Source organism: Kribbella sp. NPDC058693, from assembly GCF_042715335.1.
Taxonomy (GTDB): Bacteria; Actinomycetota; Actinomycetes; order Propionibacteriales; family Kribbellaceae; genus Kribbella; species Kribbella jiaozuonensis.
Window position 1 is genome coordinate 1,001,498 of record NZ_JBHXSQ010000004.1, and the last position, 15,469, is coordinate 1,016,966.

Annotated in this window: 14 protein-coding genes; 7 read left to right on the top strand and 7 right to left on the bottom strand. The window is 69.1% G+C overall.

Annotated features, from left to right (window positions below; translation table 11 throughout):
• Positions 1-21: 21 nt before the first annotated feature.
• Genes ACFWUU_RS31125 through ACFWUU_RS31135 form a run of 3 tightly spaced genes read right to left on the bottom strand, consistent with a single transcriptional unit; the run spans position 22 to position 2,151 of the window.
• Entirely contained in the window at positions 22-429 is a 408-nt protein-coding gene (locus ACFWUU_RS31125) for a type II toxin-antitoxin system VapC family toxin (protein ID WP_380180791.1), read from the bottom strand.
• A complete protein-coding gene (locus tag ACFWUU_RS31130; RefSeq protein ID WP_380180793.1) occupies positions 426-701 on the bottom strand; it encodes a type II toxin-antitoxin system Phd/YefM family antitoxin in 276 nt (91 codons plus the stop codon). Before ACFWUU_RS31130 ends, ACFWUU_RS31125 begins: the two co-directional genes overlap by 4 nt.
• A gap of 37 nt (positions 702-738) precedes the next feature.
• Positions 739-2,151 carry a PLP-dependent aminotransferase family protein gene (locus ACFWUU_RS31135; RefSeq protein ID WP_380180795.1) on the bottom strand — a complete coding sequence of 471 codons (1,413 nt, stop codon included), beginning with the start codon at positions 2,149-2,151 and terminating at the stop codon, positions 739-741.
• Positions 2,152-2,214: 63 nt separating this feature from the next.
• Here ACFWUU_RS31135 and ACFWUU_RS31140 point away from each other — a divergent pair, with 63 nt between their 5' ends.
• The 5 genes from ACFWUU_RS31140 to ACFWUU_RS31160 all read left to right on the top strand — a co-directional run bounded on the left by ACFWUU_RS31140 (position 2,215) and on the right by ACFWUU_RS31160 (position 8,434).
• Positions 2,215-3,315 (top strand): pyridoxal phosphate-dependent aminotransferase, encoded by a 1,101-nt coding sequence (locus ACFWUU_RS31140; protein ID WP_380180797.1) that lies wholly within the window; start codon positions 2,215-2,217, stop codon positions 3,313-3,315.
• 9 nt (positions 3,316-3,324) lie between these two features.
• The gene (gene tmk, locus ACFWUU_RS31145) at positions 3,325-5,310 is read left to right on the top strand and encodes a dTMP kinase (protein ID WP_137252208.1); all 1,986 of its coding nucleotides are present in this window, start codon (positions 3,325-3,327) and stop codon (positions 5,308-5,310) included.
• Positions 5,307-6,515, top strand: coding sequence for a DNA polymerase III subunit delta' (locus tag ACFWUU_RS31150; RefSeq protein WP_380180799.1), 1,209 nt, complete (start codon positions 5,307-5,309; stop codon positions 6,513-6,515). The genes tmk and ACFWUU_RS31150 overlap by 4 nt, the downstream gene beginning before the upstream one ends.
• 131 nt (positions 6,516-6,646) lie before the next feature.
• A complete protein-coding gene (locus ACFWUU_RS31155; protein WP_137252210.1) occupies positions 6,647-7,315 on the top strand; it encodes a DUF4190 domain-containing protein in 669 nt (222 codons plus the stop codon).
• A gap of 126 nt (positions 7,316-7,441) precedes the next feature.
• A complete protein-coding gene (locus ACFWUU_RS31160; protein ID WP_380180801.1) occupies positions 7,442-8,434 on the top strand; it encodes a DUF4190 domain-containing protein in 993 nt (330 codons plus the stop codon).
• Between the two features lie 49 nt (positions 8,435-8,483).
• Here the strand turns inward: ACFWUU_RS31160 and ACFWUU_RS31165 are convergent, their stop codons facing one another.
• From ACFWUU_RS31165 to ACFWUU_RS31175, 3 genes are read right to left on the bottom strand one after another with little or no spacing between them, the layout of a single operon-like run.
• On the bottom strand, positions 8,484-8,693 hold the full coding sequence (locus ACFWUU_RS31165) for a hypothetical protein (protein WP_380180803.1): 210 nt from the start codon (positions 8,691-8,693) through the stop codon (positions 8,484-8,486).
• 2 nt (positions 8,694-8,695) lie between these two features.
• On the bottom strand, positions 8,696-9,163 hold the full coding sequence (locus ACFWUU_RS31170) for a VOC family protein (RefSeq protein WP_380180805.1): 468 nt from the start codon (positions 9,161-9,163) through the stop codon (positions 8,696-8,698).
• Positions 9,160-9,873, bottom strand: coding sequence for a hypothetical protein (locus ACFWUU_RS31175; protein WP_380180807.1), 714 nt, complete (start codon positions 9,871-9,873; stop codon positions 9,160-9,162). The genes ACFWUU_RS31170 and ACFWUU_RS31175 overlap by 4 nt, the downstream gene beginning before the upstream one ends.
• 131 nt (positions 9,874-10,004) lie before the next feature.
• Between ACFWUU_RS31175 and ACFWUU_RS31180 the strand changes: the two genes are divergently transcribed.
• Entirely contained in the window at positions 10,005-12,767 is a 2,763-nt protein-coding gene (locus tag ACFWUU_RS31180; protein ID WP_380180809.1) for an ATP-binding protein, read from the top strand.
• 119 nt (positions 12,768-12,886) lie between these two features.
• Positions 12,887-14,170: an MFS transporter gene (locus tag ACFWUU_RS31185; protein ID WP_380180811.1), complete on the top strand. Its 1,284-nt coding sequence runs from the start codon at positions 12,887-12,889 to the stop codon at positions 14,168-14,170.
• On the opposite strand, the gene ACFWUU_RS31190 is transcribed toward ACFWUU_RS31185, so the two are convergent.
• Positions 14,131-15,180 (bottom strand): RNA polymerase sigma factor, encoded by a 1,050-nt coding sequence (locus tag ACFWUU_RS31190; RefSeq protein WP_380180814.1) that lies wholly within the window; start codon positions 15,178-15,180, stop codon positions 14,131-14,133. The two genes, ACFWUU_RS31185 and ACFWUU_RS31190, sit on opposite strands and share 40 nt — an antisense overlap.
• Between the last annotated feature and the right edge of the window lie 289 nt (positions 15,181-15,469).

The window sequence follows — 15,469 nt, forward strand, 5'->3', positions numbered from 1 at the left end:
CGGCGCGGCGGAGAACGCACTTCAGCTGGCTCCGGGCGCGGCCGTCGGCAGGCCGATCTCGGCGGCCGCGGTCAGAAGACGCTTGTCGTAGGTGACCAGCGCCGTGAGCTCGATGCCTTCGAGGACCAGTGACTGGGCTGTCGCCAGGTCGATCGCATCGAGGGTTCGGAGCATCGGGTCGGCGTATGCCGCCGCAGTTGCGAGGACGGTGTCGTCGACCGGAACTCGGTCGAGCCTGGCCAAGACCGTCGGCACGGCTGCAAGCCGGGCGGGATCGGATCGCCGCAGTGCACGAGGAACCTCGGTGAGCACCAACGATGATGCGACGAGTTCCTTGTCCTCCTGGTTCGCGAGCCAGGACTCGAGTGCTGCGCTCTCAGCCTCCCGGCGGATCATTTTCACGATCGCTGCCGAGTCGAGGAAGATCACAGACGCTCCTCGCGAAGATCCGAGATGACCTCTGTTGAGTCGACTGACAGATCCGGCTCCCCCGGGGGGAGGACAAGCGGGCCTGGGTCGCTGGCCGGGATCAATCGGCCGCGGCGAATCAGCCCGGCGCGGATGCTGCTGTTGTCGCCGATCGGGACCAGCCGAGCCGCCGGGCGGCCGCTGACAGTGATCTCGAGGGACTCGCCGTTGGCAACCCGCGCCAGCACGGCGCTGGTGTGCTGGTTGAGCTCACGCACGGGGATGCTGTCCATGACTTCAGTGTAGAACGTTGTGTTCTACACCTGCTAGTCAGATCGCGATGGTCGGGCGTGGGGGGATGCGGGTGGCTGGTGGGTGGTAGGCGGACCAGGCCTTGGTCAGGCGGTGGACTGCTTCGGTGAGGGCTGTTTCGGGGGCTCGGAAGTGGAGGCGGAGGTGGGTGTCGCTGGCGCCGGTGACGTCTAGGCCGGCGCCGGGGAGGATGGCTAGGCCGTGGCGGAGGGCGGTTTGGGCGAAGGAGGTGCCGTCGCCGTACGGGAGGCCGACCCACAGGCATTGGCCGCCGGTGACTGTTGGGATGTCCCAGGTGGGGAAGGCGTGCGTCAGGAGCTTGTGCAGGTGGTCGTGGCGGGACTTGAGGGTGTGGTGAAGGTCAGGTCCGTCCAGGAGCGGTAGTAGGCGTACGGCGGCCAGCTGAGTCGGGACGTTGCCGCCCAGGTCGCGTACGGCGCGCAGCCGGGCCAATCGGTTGATGAGGGGTGTGGACGCGCGGATCCAGCCGATGCGGAGGCCGCCCCAGATGCTCTTGCTGAGTGAGCCGATCGAGATGACCGAGTCGGAGTACGCCGCCATCGGCGTCGGCAGCTCCTCACCAGGAAACCCGAGGTCCGCCGGCACCTCGTCCTCGATCAACGGGACGCCGGCGCCGGCCAACCGCTGGCGGGTCAACGCAGACAGCACGGAGCCCGTCGGGTTCTGGTACGTCGGGATCACGTACGCAACCGCCGGACGCCGCTCCCGCACCGCCGCCTCGAACCCGTCCAGCCCAACCGGCAGACCACGCAGTACTGCGCCCTCCTCACGAAACACCTCCAAGGCGCCCGGGTACGTCGGCGCCTCGACAAGCACCTGGTCGCCGGGCGACACCAGAGCGTGCGCCAGCAACGACAGGCCTTGCTGACCGCCGTTCGTGACCAGGATCTGCTCGAAGGACGTCCGTACGCCGCGCGCCATGTACCGCGCCGCCAGCGCCTTCCGCAGCGCCGGGTGACCGTACGGGTAGTAGCCGATGTCGTTGCTGATCCGACTGAGCTCCGGCGCGATCTCCACAAACGCCTCGGCCAGCTGCGGCGGCGGATCGCCGGGCGCGGCACAAATGGCCAGCAGTACTTCGTCGTCCCGCGCCTCCAGCGAGTCCAGGAAGATCGGGTCGACCGGAGCGTCCTCGACAACACCTGCAGTCGGTACGCCGGCCACGCGCGTGCCGCTGCCCTGCCGTCGAGTGATCCGCCCCTCGGCTCGCAGCAGGTCGTACGCGGCGACCACTGTCGTACGGCCGACAGCCAGCGCACCGGCGAGCGCGCGGTCCGGCGGCAGGACCGCACCCGGTGGCAGTTCGCCGTCGTCGATCAGGTGGCGGAGGCGGGCCGCGAGCAGCAAGTACAGCGGGCCGCGGCCCGATGACCAGCGGCCCAACCGGTCGACAACCTCGATTGGTCTCATCTGCGAACCAATTCTGCCGGATTGGCTCTGGGGTCGCCAGTGGAAGCCCAGAACCATGGCGTTATGGCCACCTTCCCGCGCAACGAGATCATGTCCCTGACCGCCGAGCAGGCCCAGCACGAACTGGGCGAGAGTTACGGGCCGGACCTCCGGCTGGCCGACGTGCTGACGCCGGACCTGGCGGAGCTCGAGCTCGGCTACGGCAAGGCGGCCGGCGATCCCCGGCTGCGGAGCGCGATCGCCGACCGGCACGGCGTACAACCGGATCAGGTTGTCGTCACCGTCGGCGGGATGCATGGGATCTTCCTGCTCTCCTACTTGCTGGTGGATCGCGGTGAGCAGGTCGTGACGACGGCGCCGTTGTTCCCGATGACGCGCAACATCTATGAGTCGCTCGGCGCCGATGTGCGCGTGATTCCTTTGTCCTTTGACGACGGCTATCGCGTGACCGCGGACGCCGTACGGGCGCAGCTGACGGCGGACACGAAGCTGGTCAGTCTGACGACTCCGCAGAACCCGTCAGGCGTTGCCGTATCGCTGGAAACCCTGCAGGAGATCGTGATTGCGATGGATGCGGTCTGCCCGGACGCGTATCTGATGGTCGACGAGACGTATCGGGTCGCGGCGTATGGCGATGATCCGGTCGCGCCGACGGCCGTGTCGCTTGGCTCCAAGGTGGTGTCGGTTGCGTCGTTGTCGAAGTGTCATGGGGCTGCGGGGCTGCGGATCGGGTGGGTGATCTCGACGGATGCCGGGCTGGTGGAGCGGCTGACCACGGCGAAGTTCAGCACGGTTGTTTCGGCGTCGCCTGTCACCGAGGCGCTGGCTGTGCGGGTGTTCGAGCAGGAGGACGAGATTCTCGGCGTACGACGGCGTTGGCTGGCGGAGAATCTGCAGATCACCGAGGAATGGGTGCGGGACAACAGCGACGTTGTCGAGTGGGTCCGGCCGGATGCGGGCGCGTTGTGCGTGGTGCGGCTCAAGCCGGGTGTGGATCTGGAGCGGTTCCGGCCGGCGGCTGCGGACCGCGGGGTGCGGCTGGCGGACGGGGACTGGTTCGGGGACGAGGCGCGGGTGTTCCGGCTCGGGTTCGGGTATCCGTCGGCGGGTGAGCTCAAGGCGGCGCTGGATGCGCTGCGTGAGGCTGTCCATGCCGCCCACTAGTCTTTAGGCGTGCCGGAGGCTTACGACCCGCTGACCGATCCTGCACCGGCGCATGATGTGCGCGCGGTGTTGCGGATCCGCGCGTTCCGGCGGCTGTGGATCGCGTTCGGGCTGTCGAGTCTCGGCGACTGGATCGGGTTGCTGGCGCTGACCGCGATGGCGAAGTCGTTCGCCGGCGACAACTACCAGGCAGCGAACTTCGCGATCGGCGGCGTGCTGTTCCTGCGCGTCCTGCCCGCGCTGGTGATGGGTCCGGTGGCCGGCTGGATCGCGGACCGGCTCGACCGGCGCTGGACGATGATCCTCGGCGACCTGATCCGGGCCGCGTTCTTCGTCACGATCCCGATCGTCGGCACGCTGACCTGGCTGCTGGTCGCGACCGTGCTGATCGAGATCGTCAGCCTGATCTGGGGTCCGGCCAAGGACGCCTCGGTGCCGAACCTGATTCCACGGCACCGGCTCGAGGCGGCCAACCAGATCAGCCTGATCACGACGTACGGCACGGCTCTTCCGGCGGCCGCGATCTTCACCGCGATCACGCTGGTCACGCGCTGGGCCGGCGACTTCTCCATCGATCTAGCTGTGTACGTGAACGCCGCGACGTTCGCCATCTCCGCACTCGCGATCGTGTCGGTCGCCGAGATCGGCCGCGCGGTCCACGATCACGAGGACCATCCGACGCTCTGGCGGACCATGGTCGAGGGGTGGTCCTACGTCACCGGTACGCCGGTGGTCCGCGGCCTCGTCGTCGGGATCTCGGGTGCGTTCGCGGCCGGTGCGGTCGTGGTCGGACTGGGGCGCACGTACGTCGAGGATCTCGGCGCGGGCGATCCTGGGTACGGCGTGCTGTTCGGGGCTGTGTTCGGCGGTCTCGCGTTGGGCATGGGGTTCGCGCCGCGTATCTTCTCGGGGCTGTCCCGGCGCCGGTTGTTCGCGGCCGGGCTGGTCGGATCGGGCATCTGCCTGGCCGGGCTGGCGTTGATCCAGCAGATCGAGATCGCGACGATGATCGCGATCCTGCTCGGGTTCTGTGCGGGCGGCTCGTGGGTTTCGGGGTACACGTTGCTGGGTCTCGAAGTGCCGGATGCCGTTCGCGGGCGGACGTTCGCGTTCGTGCAGTCCGCCGTACGCACGGTGCTTGCGGTGACGTTGGCGATCGCGCCGTTCGCTGCTGGTGCGATCGGGCGGCACACGTGGACGATCCGCGGGCACTCGGCGACGTACAACGGTGCTTCGATGACGATGCTCGCGGCCGCGATCCTGGCCGGCGTGATCGGCCTGCTTGCCTGGCGGCAGATGGACGACCGTCCGGGTGTCCCGTTCTGGCGCGACGTACGGAAGAGTTTCGGCAAGACCCGTGGTGACTACCCGACGACCGGCCTGTTCATCGCGATCGAGGGCGGCGACGGGGCCGGCAAGTCGACGCAGTCCGCGCTGCTGGTCAAATGGCTTGAGGAGCAAGGGCAACAAGTCCTGCTGACTCGAGAGCCCGGCGCGACTGAGCTCGGCAAGACCTTGCGGCAGATCGTCCTCGACCCGGCGACCGGCGACATCTCGCACCGGACCGAGGCGCTGCTGTACGCCGCCGACAAGGCTGAGCACGTCGACTCCGTGATCAAGCCCGCGCTCAAGGCCGGCGCGGTCGTGATCACCGACCGGTACGTCGACTCCGCGCTTGCGTACCAGGGCTCCGGGCGCGATCTCGACGTGTCCGATGTCGAGCGGGTGAACCGCTGGGCGACCGACGACCTCCGGCCGAACCTCACGATCCTGCTTGATCTGCCGCCGAAGCGCGGCCTCGGCCGGTTCGAGGAGCGGGACCGGATCGAGGCGCAGTCCGACGAGTTCCACGAGCGGGTGCGGCACGCGTTCCTCGAGCTGGCCGCAGCGGAACCGCAGTACTACCTGGTCATCGACGCGTCCCAGGACCGCGAGGACATCGCCAAGCAGATCCGCGCGCGTCTCCAGCCGATCCTCCCGAAGGTGGGCCTATGAGTGTCTGGGACGACCTGGTCGGACAGGAGCCGGCAGTCGCCGTACTGCAGAAGGCCGTCGCCGGCGCCGCCGCCGTACTGCGTGGCGAGAGGGGCGCCGCGGTCGCCGGGATGACGCACGCCTGGCTGATCACCGGTCCGCCGGGATCGGGCCGGTCGAACGCGGGCCGAGCATTCGCGGCCGCGTTGCAGTGCGCGGACCAGGGCTGCGGCGAGTGCAACGACTGCCGTACGACACTCAGCGGGGCGCACCCCGACGTGTCGTTGATCCGCACCGAGCTGCTGTCGATCCGGGTCAGCGAGGTCCGTGAACTGGTCCGTCGCGCCGCGATGAGCCCGACGCAGGGGCGGTGGCAGGTGATGGTGGTCGAGGATGCGGACCGCCTGACCGAGCAGGCCGCGGACGCGTTGCTGAAGAGCATCGAGGAGCCGGCGCCGCGGACCGTTTGGGTGCTGTGTGCGCCGACGGTCGAGGACGTCGTACCGACGATTCGTTCGCGCTGCCGCCTGCTCGTGCTGCGTACGCCGCCGGTCGCCGCGGTCGCGGAGATGCTCAGTCGGAAGCTCGACGTGGATCAGGATCTGGCCTGGTTCGCGGCGCGGGCGGCCCAGGGGCATATCGGCCGGGCGCGGGCCTTGGCTCGGGACGAAGATGTCCGCGAGCGGCGGAACAAGGTGCTCGAGGTCCCGTTCGCGTTGCGTGACCTCGGGGCGTGCCTGAAGGCCGCGCAGCAGCTGGTCGACGCGGCCAAGGTGGAGGCCAAGGCGAGCGCCGAGAAGGTTGACGAGAAGGAGCGGGCCGCGCTCGAGCAGGCGCTCGGGGTCGGCACGAAGGGCGCCAAACCGCGCGAGGCGAACGCCGCGGTGAAGGAGCTCGAGGACCAGCAGAAGGCACGCGCCAAACGCTGGGAACGCGACGTACTCGACCGCTCACTCGTGGATCTGATGGCGCTGTACCGGGACGTGCTCGTGGTGCAGACGCGGTCGGGCAGCGAGCTGATCAACGCGGAGCTGCATCGCAACATCGAGCAGCTCGCGGGGCGGACGACTCCGGAGCAGACCGTACGGCGGATCGACGCGATCGGGATGTGCCGCGAGGCGATCGAGGCGAACGTCGCGCCGCTCGTCGCGCTCGAGGCGATGACGGTCTCGTTGTTCGAGGGACGCAACGACGGGTTCACGATTCCGCGCCGGGTACTGCGCTGAGGCGTTAGTCACGTTCCGGGGTCCACGTCCGATAACTGGGCGGATGGTGTAACACCGAGACCGGCGGGTCCGATGACTGGGTGTCCGGGTGAAGCAGACCGCTCGGCACATTTCTGCGCGAACGGACACCGATGAACCAGCCGCCCTCCGAGATCCAGCCTGTGCGGCAGCCGTTGCCGTCGGCTGAGTCATGGCTCGAGGGCGTCCCGACTCCGGCCCAGCAGAAGCAGGACGGGTACGCCGTCGCGGCGCTCGCGACCAGCCTGCCCGGGCTCGTGCCGATCGCCGTCGTGCTGGCCGCGATCGCGTTGCGCCGGATCAAACGGACCGGTGGCCGCGGGAAACGGCTCGCGTACGGCGCGTTGCTGGTGTCGTTGTGCTGGGTGATCGCGACGGCGGTCGCGGTGACGCTCAATCTGGTCGGTGAGCACCGGGCCGGGATCGGCCGGACGGTGTCGATCTCGCAGGTCGCCGTCGGCCGCTGCTTCGACGCGGACCTGGACGCCGACGCGCTGAAGCTGGTGACGATCGCGGACTGCGCCGCGCCGCACACCGGGGAGGCGTACGCGAAGGTGCGCGCGGGGCTGGTGGGGCTGTCCGTGGCGCAGACCGGGACGGTGGCGACGCAGCAGTGCGCGGGGGCGTTCGTCGAGTTCGTGGGGAAGCCGTACGAGCGGTCCGAGCTGGACATGTACTACGTCGTACTGGAAAATCGTGACGTTGCTGACGGCAACGTCCTGTGTCTGGTCGGGATGCCGGGGACCAAGCTGACGGGTACGATGCGCGGATCACAGCGGTAATGCCCGCGGGGGAGCAGTGGGGATAGCGTGACTCAGCCACCGTACGATCCAGAACGTCCACAGGACCGGCCACACGACGAGCCCCAGGACGCCACCCAGTCGTTCCCTACTCAGGACCCGACCCAGGTGTTCCCGACGCAGGATCCGACGCGAGTCTTTCCGGCGCAGGATCCGGGCCAGGGGTTCCCGGTGGCGGGGTCGACGCGGGCGTTTCCGACGTACGGGCGGCCGGAGCAGGCGCATCCGCAGCAGACGGGTTCGTCGCCTTGGGCGGCTCCTGGGCAACCGCAGCCTGCTCCCGGACAACCGCAGTACGGGCAATCGGCTTACGGGCAGGCGCCGCAGGGGCAACAGGGTTATGGGCAGCCGTCCTATGGACAGCAGCCGCCGTCGTACGGGCAGGGATACGGTCCTGGGCAGTATCCGCCGCAGTACGGGCAGGCACCGGCGCCGTACGGGTATGGGTACGGCTACTCGGGGTCGGGCGGGACCAACGGGCTCGCGGCCGCGGCGCTGGCGACCGGGATCGGCGGGATCTTCATCGGCATCTCCGCGCCGGTCGCGATCGGGCTCGGCATCGCCGCGCTGGTCCAGATCAACCGTCGCCAGCAGGCCGGCAAGGGCATGGCGATCGCCGGGCTGGTGATCGGCTCGCTCGTGACGATCGGGTACGTGCTCCTGATCGGGCTCGTGATCGCGTTCGGCTCGTCGGTCAACGAAGGCTACAACTCACCCGAACCGGTCTCGTCGTACTCCGCCGGTCCGACAACCAGCGTCGACGATCTCGCCGTCGGCGAATGCTTCAACGACGGCACCCAAGAGGACGAGGTCGTCCGCCAACCGTGCACGCTCGCCCACGACGGCGAGGTCATCGCCGACGTCACCCTCCCCGAGGGCCCGTACCCCGGCGACAACGGCGTCGACAAAGCCGCCGACCGCGCCTGCACCCCGACCTTCACCAGCTACGTCGGCAAATCCCCCGACGACTCCGAGCTGGACCTCTCCTACTGGACCCCCACCAGATCCCTCTGGGAAGACGACGACCGCCTCGTAGTCTGCGCCGCCTACGGCCCCGACCACGACAAACTAACCAGCACAGTCAAAAACAGCCACCGCTAAAACGCAGTCGAGCCGGAGACGGTAGGTCTCCGGCTCGGCTGGTATCCGGTCAGGGAGTGGCTGGTACGACGATGTGCTTGGCGTCGGCCATGTAGCGGCCGGCGGCGGCGGAGGACTCGTCGGGGGTGCTGCCGCCCTCGCGTGCCACCATGTACGCCGCGTACCAGTCCCACCAGTCGTGCTGCGGGGCGACTGCCTCGAAGCGGCCGTGGTGCAGGGCGGTCTCCTGCAAGAGATGGGTCATAGCTGTGACGTCCATGGTCAGACCCTCCCCGGGATGCGTTCGGTGACTTCCTGCAGGACCCACTGGTTGCCGTCCGGGTCCGAGAACGCTGCGTGGCTCACGTACGAGCGGCCCTCGGGATCTCGGCCGGGCTCGGGCGCCTGTCCCGGGCGTGCGTGCCAGATCTCGCCGATCTCGTTACCGCGATCGACCAGCTCCGCACGTGCTGCCTCGATGTCCGTGACGACCAGTAGTAGGCGCTGCAGCCGGTCCGCGCCGGCTGGGGCGAACTGGATCGACGCCGGTGAGCCGGGTGGAGTGAACTGGATGCGGCGGCTCCCGGCGACTGTGATGTCGATGTCGAGACGCCAGCCGAGGCGTTGGTAGAAGGCCTTGGCGCGGTCGAAGTCGGTGACCGGGAGCGGGGTGGCTTCGAACCTCATCGGGACGGTCGCGAGGTCCTGACCTTCGGGCGGGGACGGAACGGTGAACTGGGTGGTGCTCATGACAACTCCTTGATGTTGTGGTTGGTGATGGAGGATCCGCGCCGTACGAGCATCACGATCGACGCGACGCCGACCCAGGCCCAGAACGGCGTGATGTTGACGTAGACCACGTCGAAGAGCAGGGCGATCGAGGCCACGATCCCCAGCCAGGCAAGCCATTTCGGGAACACGGCGGTGCGGAAGATCACCACGGCGGCGGCCAGAATGACGAGGATCCCGGAGAATCCACCGCCGAGCAGCAGGGCCAATCGACCCAACGGAGGCAGCACGCGGACCAGGTCGACATCGGTCACGGACGCACCACGCAATGCGATGGCGTACGGAATGGCGGCGTACGCCGCGGCAGCGCCCATCCAGACTGCGCTGAAGGCCACACCGGCGCCGAACGCGATGTTCGAAACGGTGCCCTGTCCGCCTTCAGCTCTTCGCAGTTCGTTGCGCAATCGGACCAGGAACCCCAGGAACGCAAGCGCGCCGAGGACCCAGAGGTAGGCGCCGATCAGGTTGGTGGTGTGACGACCGGCGTCGGCGAGGTAGGCGGTGATCTCCTGCGCCGGTGCATCCGGAAGCGGCACATCGCCGATCAGCATGCTGCCGACGACCATCAGTACGACGAACGCGAGACCGGCGATCGGCCCGGAACGCCCGAACCGGCTCGATGCCGTTACCTGGTTCGACTCCGCCGAACTGGCCTTAATGTAGGTATCCATGATGTCCCTCCAAGGGGCTCGTTGTTCAGGAGGACCACCGTGGCGCGTTGGTCGCTGGGTCGAGCCAGGCACGCTGCCTGGTCGGTGGTGACTGGCGGGCTCACGGTTGTTCACGGGCGGATGCGATAGCGATGGCGACGTCTGGTCCGCAGCTGCTCGGCCGGCACCGCGAGTGCCTGGCCCTGGACGAACTGCTGACCGGCGTGTGGTCCGGATCGAGCCAGGCGCTCGTACTGCGTGGTGAGGCCGGCGTGGGGAAGAGCGCGTTGCTGGACTACCTGGTGCAGCGCGCATCGCACTGCCGGGTCGCTCGCATCGGCGGCGTCGAGTCCGAGATGGAGTTGGCGTTCGCGGCGTTGCACCAGCTCTGCGCACCGTTCGCCGACCACCTGGAGGTGCTTCCGGATCCGCAGCGCGCAGCCCTCGGCACGGCCCTCGGTCTGCGCGACGGCGATGCCCCCGACCTGTTCCGGGTCGGCCTGGCCGTGTTGAGCCTGCTGTCCGACGTCGCCGAGGAGCGGCCGCTGATCTGTGCCGTGGACGACGCGCAGTGGCTGGACGCGGCATCGGCGCAGGCGTTGGGCTTCGTAGCCCGTCGTCTCGGCGCCGAATCGGTCGGACTGGTCTTCGCCGTACGCCATCCGGTCGCCGAGCAGCACCTGGACGGGCTCCCGGAACTTCTCCTTTCTGGTCTGGACAGCGGCGATGCGCAGGCGCTGCTGGAGGCCGTGGTGGCGGGACCGCTCGACGAGCGGGTACGCGATCGGATCGTCGCGGAGACGCGTGGGAATCCGCTGGCGCTGCTGGAGCTACCGCGTGGCCGTTCGCCCGCTGAGTTGGCAGGCGGTTTCGGGCTGGACGGCGCGCCCGCGCTGATGGGTCGCATCGAGCAGACCTTCCGCGAACGGCTCACCGACCTTCCACCTGCGACGCGGCTGTTACTGCTTGTCGCGGCTGCCGAGACGGTCGGCGATCCGCTCCGGGTGTGGCGCGCGGCCGCCGTACTGGGGATCGACGCCGACGCGGCCGAGCCTGCGACCGACGCGGGCCTGGTCGAGCTCGGTACGCAGGTGCGCTTCCGGCACCCGCTCGTGCGCTCTGCGGTGTACGGCGGGGCGGATCCGGCCGAACGTCGACGCGTCCATAGGGCGCTCGCTGATGTCACCGATGCCGAGTCCGATCCCGATCGCCGAGCTTGGCACCTCGCTCACGCAACGCCAGGGCTGGACGAAGACGTAGCTGCCGAGCTGGAGCGCTCGGCGGAGCGGGCCAGAGCACGAGGCGGGCTGGCCGCGGACGCCGCTTTCCACCAGCGCGCCGCCGAGCTCACACCCGATCCGGAGCGCCGCGCGCAACGTGCCCTCGCCGCAGCCCAGAGCAAACACAAGGTCGGAGCGCCGGAATCGGCTCTCCACCTGCTGACAGCTGCGCAGGCGGGACCGCTGCCCGAACTCGATCGTGCCCGCGCGCAACTGCTCCATGCGCAGATCACCTTCGCCACCACGCGTGGCCGGGACGCCGCGGCACTCCTGCTCGATGCGGCTCGGCGGTTGGAGAAGGTGGACGCAACCCTTGCCCGCGAGACGTACCTTGACGCGTTCGCCGCAGCGTTCTCGGCCGGTCGACTCGCAGAGCGCGGCAGCGTGAGCGAGGTCGCCGCCGCCGTACTCGCCGCAGACTATGGGCCGTCCAAGCGGTCGTGCGACCTGCTTCTCGACGGGCTCGCGCTGCTCACGACCGAGGGCTACCGCGTGGGAGCGCCGCCGTTGGCGGTTGCGTTGCGGGCGTTCCGTGACGAGCAGCTCTCCGAGGACGACCAGCTCCGCTGGCTCTGGCTGGCCTGCCACACAGCCCGGGCTCTGGGTGACGACGAGGCGTGGGACGAGCTCACCGCACGCCAGGTAGCGCTCGCTCGTCGGGCCGGCGCGTTCTCGGTACTGCCTGTCGCGCTCAGCGACCGCCTCAGCGTGGAGCTGTTCTCCGGACGGTTCGCGGTCGCCGCCTCACTGGCTGCCGAGGCGGACTCCGTCGTCGAGGCGACGGGCAGCCACCTGATGCTGCGTGGGCCGATCGCGCTGGCCAACTGGCGTGGGCTGGACGCGGAGGCGATGGCTCTCACCAAGGCTCGCCAGGACGACGTACTGCGTCGTGGCGAAGGACTCTGGCTCGTCGCCAACGACTGGGGCCACGCGATGCGGTACAACGGCCTCGGCCGGTACGACGATGCGCTGGCCGCCGCGCAGCGAGCCGCCGAGGATCCGTATGCGCTCGGACTGCCGATCCTGTTCTTCTCGGAGCTCATCGAGGCGGCCGTCCGCAGCGGTAACCCGGAGCGTGCCACCGATCCGCTCGCACGGATGGCCGAGATCGCGGAGTCGAGCGGCACCGGCTGGGCGCTCGGGACGTACGCCCGTTCAGCTGCCGTGTGCGCAGACGGCGCCGACGCCGAGGAGCTGTACCGCGAGGCGATCGAGCGGCTGTCGGGCATCCACATCCGCGGCTGCGAGACCCTCGCGCGCACCCATCTGCTGTACGGCGAATGGCTGCGGCGCGAGCAGCGCCGGGTCGACGCGCGCGAACAGCTGCGGATGGCTCACGAGCTGCTGTCCGGGATAGGCATGGAGGCGTTCGCCGATCGCGCCCGCCGCGAGCTGCTGGCCACCGGGGAGACGGTCCGCAAGCGTACGGTCGAGACGCTCGAGGACCTGACCCCGCAGGAGCTGCAGATCGCCCGGATGGCGGCCGAAGGGCGGACGAACCCGGAGATCGGCGCGCAGCTGTTCCTCAGCCGTCGCACCGTCGAATGGCACCTGCGCAAGGTCTTCGGAAAGCTCGGCGTCGGTTCCCGCCGCGAGCTGCGGGACGCGCTGCCCGACGGCCGCGCCGCGGTCTAGTACCTCACTGGGGCGCGACCAGTGAGGTAGCACCGGGCAGCGCGACGGGCTCGATCCGGGGCGTCTGCGAGGAGTTTTGGGGCATCCAGTCCGATCGCGACCAGGAAGGCCCGACTCCCATGTTGATCACGGAACTGACTCCCCGCCACACACTGTCCCGCCGCACCGGCTATGCCGTGGCAGCGACGCTGATCGGTGTCGCCCTGTTCGCCTCCGGTGTGCCGTCGGCGCTCTACGGCACGTACCAGCAGCTGTGGGGCTTCTCGCCGCTGGTCCTGACCCTCGTCTACGCGACGTACGCCTTCGGTGTGCTCACGACGCTGGTCCTCGCCGGCCGCCTGTCCGACGCCGCCGGCCGACGACCGGTCCTGCTCGGAGCGCTCATCGGACTGATGGCCGCGACCGTGCTCTTCGTCCTCGCCGATTCGGTGACCTGGCTGTTCGTCGCCCGCGCCCTCCAAGGTCTGACGACCGGCGCCCTGATCAGCACTGCCAGCGCTGCGTTGCTCGAGCTTCATCGAACCCGCGACGCCCGGGCCGTCAGTCTCGCGAACGGTGTCGCCAGCACGGTCGGCACCGGCCTCGGCGTCCTCGTCTCGGGAGCGCTGGTCGAGTTGCTGCCCGCGGCCCGGATCACGCCGTACGTCGTACTCTTCGCGCTGCTCGCGATCGGGTTCGTGGCGGTCTGGCGGATGCCTGAGCCGGTCGCGACGCGCACCCGTCCGCGGCTGACCCCACAACTCCCGCGCGTGCCGGCGGCGATCCGCAGTCCGTTCGTGCTGGCGGCTCTCGGCGCAGTCTCTTCCTGGTCGATCGCCGGACTGTTCCTCTCCCTCGGTTCGCACCTGTCCGCTGAGCTCTTCCACACCACCAACCACCTGGCCGCAGGCGTCGGCATCTTCGCCCTCACCGGCTCGGCTGCCGTTGCGCAGCTCGTCTTCCGTCGTACGGCGCCCTGGTCCGGGGCGGCCTTCGGATCGCTTGCTCTCGCGATCGGGATGGCACTGCTGGTCGTCGCCGCGGCCACCGACTCGGCGATCTGGTACCTCGCCGGCACAGTCATCGGCGGGAGCGGATTCGGCGTCGCGTTCCTCGGCGGACTGCGCGCCCTGACGGCCGTCATCCCCGCGGAGCACCGTGCGGCCGTGATGTCGGCCTTCTACATCGTCGCGTACGCCGCGATCTCGCTACCTGCCATCGCCGGCGGCACCGTCGCAGGCTTCGTCGGAGTACGTCCGACCTTCGAGATCTTCGGAAGTGCGGCTGCGATCGTCGCCCTCATCGTCGCCTATCTGGCCACCCGAACCCGCCCCAGCCCTCGCACCAGCCCGTTCCCCACGCGGCACCTGCAACCTGCTGACAACTATCGGGCGGCGCTGATGCCGCCGACCATCCAAAGGTGACCCCTGGTTGCGCAGTCTCGGCCTGTCCAGGTGTTCTGGAAGCGGTCGGCGCCTCCGCCGCCGATGGTCAGAGGGGTGCCGGATCGCGCGACGACCTTGTTCGTGCCGTCGAGGATCTCGAAGGACTTCGAGTCTCCGCGGACGGTGTACCCGCGAGGCCACACGAGAGTCACGTCGGATTGACCCGCTCGTACGCAGCCGTTCGCGTCGGCGGTCAGCGTGGTCTGCAGCGCCGCCTCCATCCCGCTGGGGCCGTCGAAATCAGACTGGACGAGCCGAGGCGGGACAGTCGAATGCTTGGCTGCTGGCGGCGGCTGTCCGCCGCCGGTGTTAACGGCCCAGGTGGTCCCTGCGATGACCACGGCCGCGGTAAGTGCCGCACCCCCGATCGCCAGCCGTCGGCTGCGGGTGCGACGGTGGCGGATGCGGGTGGCGACCGCGTCTTCGGCGAGGTCGACGGCGTTGCTGCCCTCGGCGGCGGTGGCTCGGAGCAGGTCTCGCAGGTCGTTGGTGGTCATTGGGTGCTCCTCGGTGACGCCGAGCTGCGTAGCGAGCTTTGTCCTGGCGTCGGCCAGGTGCCGTTTGACGGTGCCTTCGGCGCAGCCGAGCTCGTCCGCGATCTCGGTGATCGTCAGGTCCTCGTAGTAGCGCAGTACGACGCACGCCCGCTGTTTCGGGGACAGGGTCGCGAGCGCCTGCCGGACCTCGTCTGCGACCGCGAGTTGGTCGTCATCGTGGTGCGGTACGTCGACCAGCAGGTGGCGGGTCGCGTTCCAGCGTTTGAGTCGGCGGCGGCTGTCGATGTACTGGTTGAGCATTGCGCGGCGGACATAGGCCTCGAGCTCGTTGACGTCCGCACCGATCCGCCACCGACTGAACACCCGCGTGAGCGCTTCCTGCACCAGATCACTGGCCGTCGTCGCGTCGCCGGTCAGCAGGTAGGCATAGCTCCGAAGCGCCCCACCCCGCAAAGCCAGCAACGCCCGAAACACAGGCTCCCAGTCCGCCACCTCGCCACCCCTCTCACCCCCAAGGACGAACAACAGCTCCATCACGTTGGGGTGCCCCCACAACAATTCTCAGACTGACCTTGGCTGAGACCGGGCGAACCATCGCAGTTCTCGGGGTGACATGCGTGGATCGCGCGTCGGCTGATCCTCCTCGACGATCCCCGGCCCGCGTCACCAAGGGCAGGTCACAGGCGAGGGCAGCCCCTGCGAGCGACTCGATGAGCGACGAACACGCGCGACCGCGGGGCGGTCGCAGCCCTCATGGTCGGCGGATGCACCGCGACAGGCC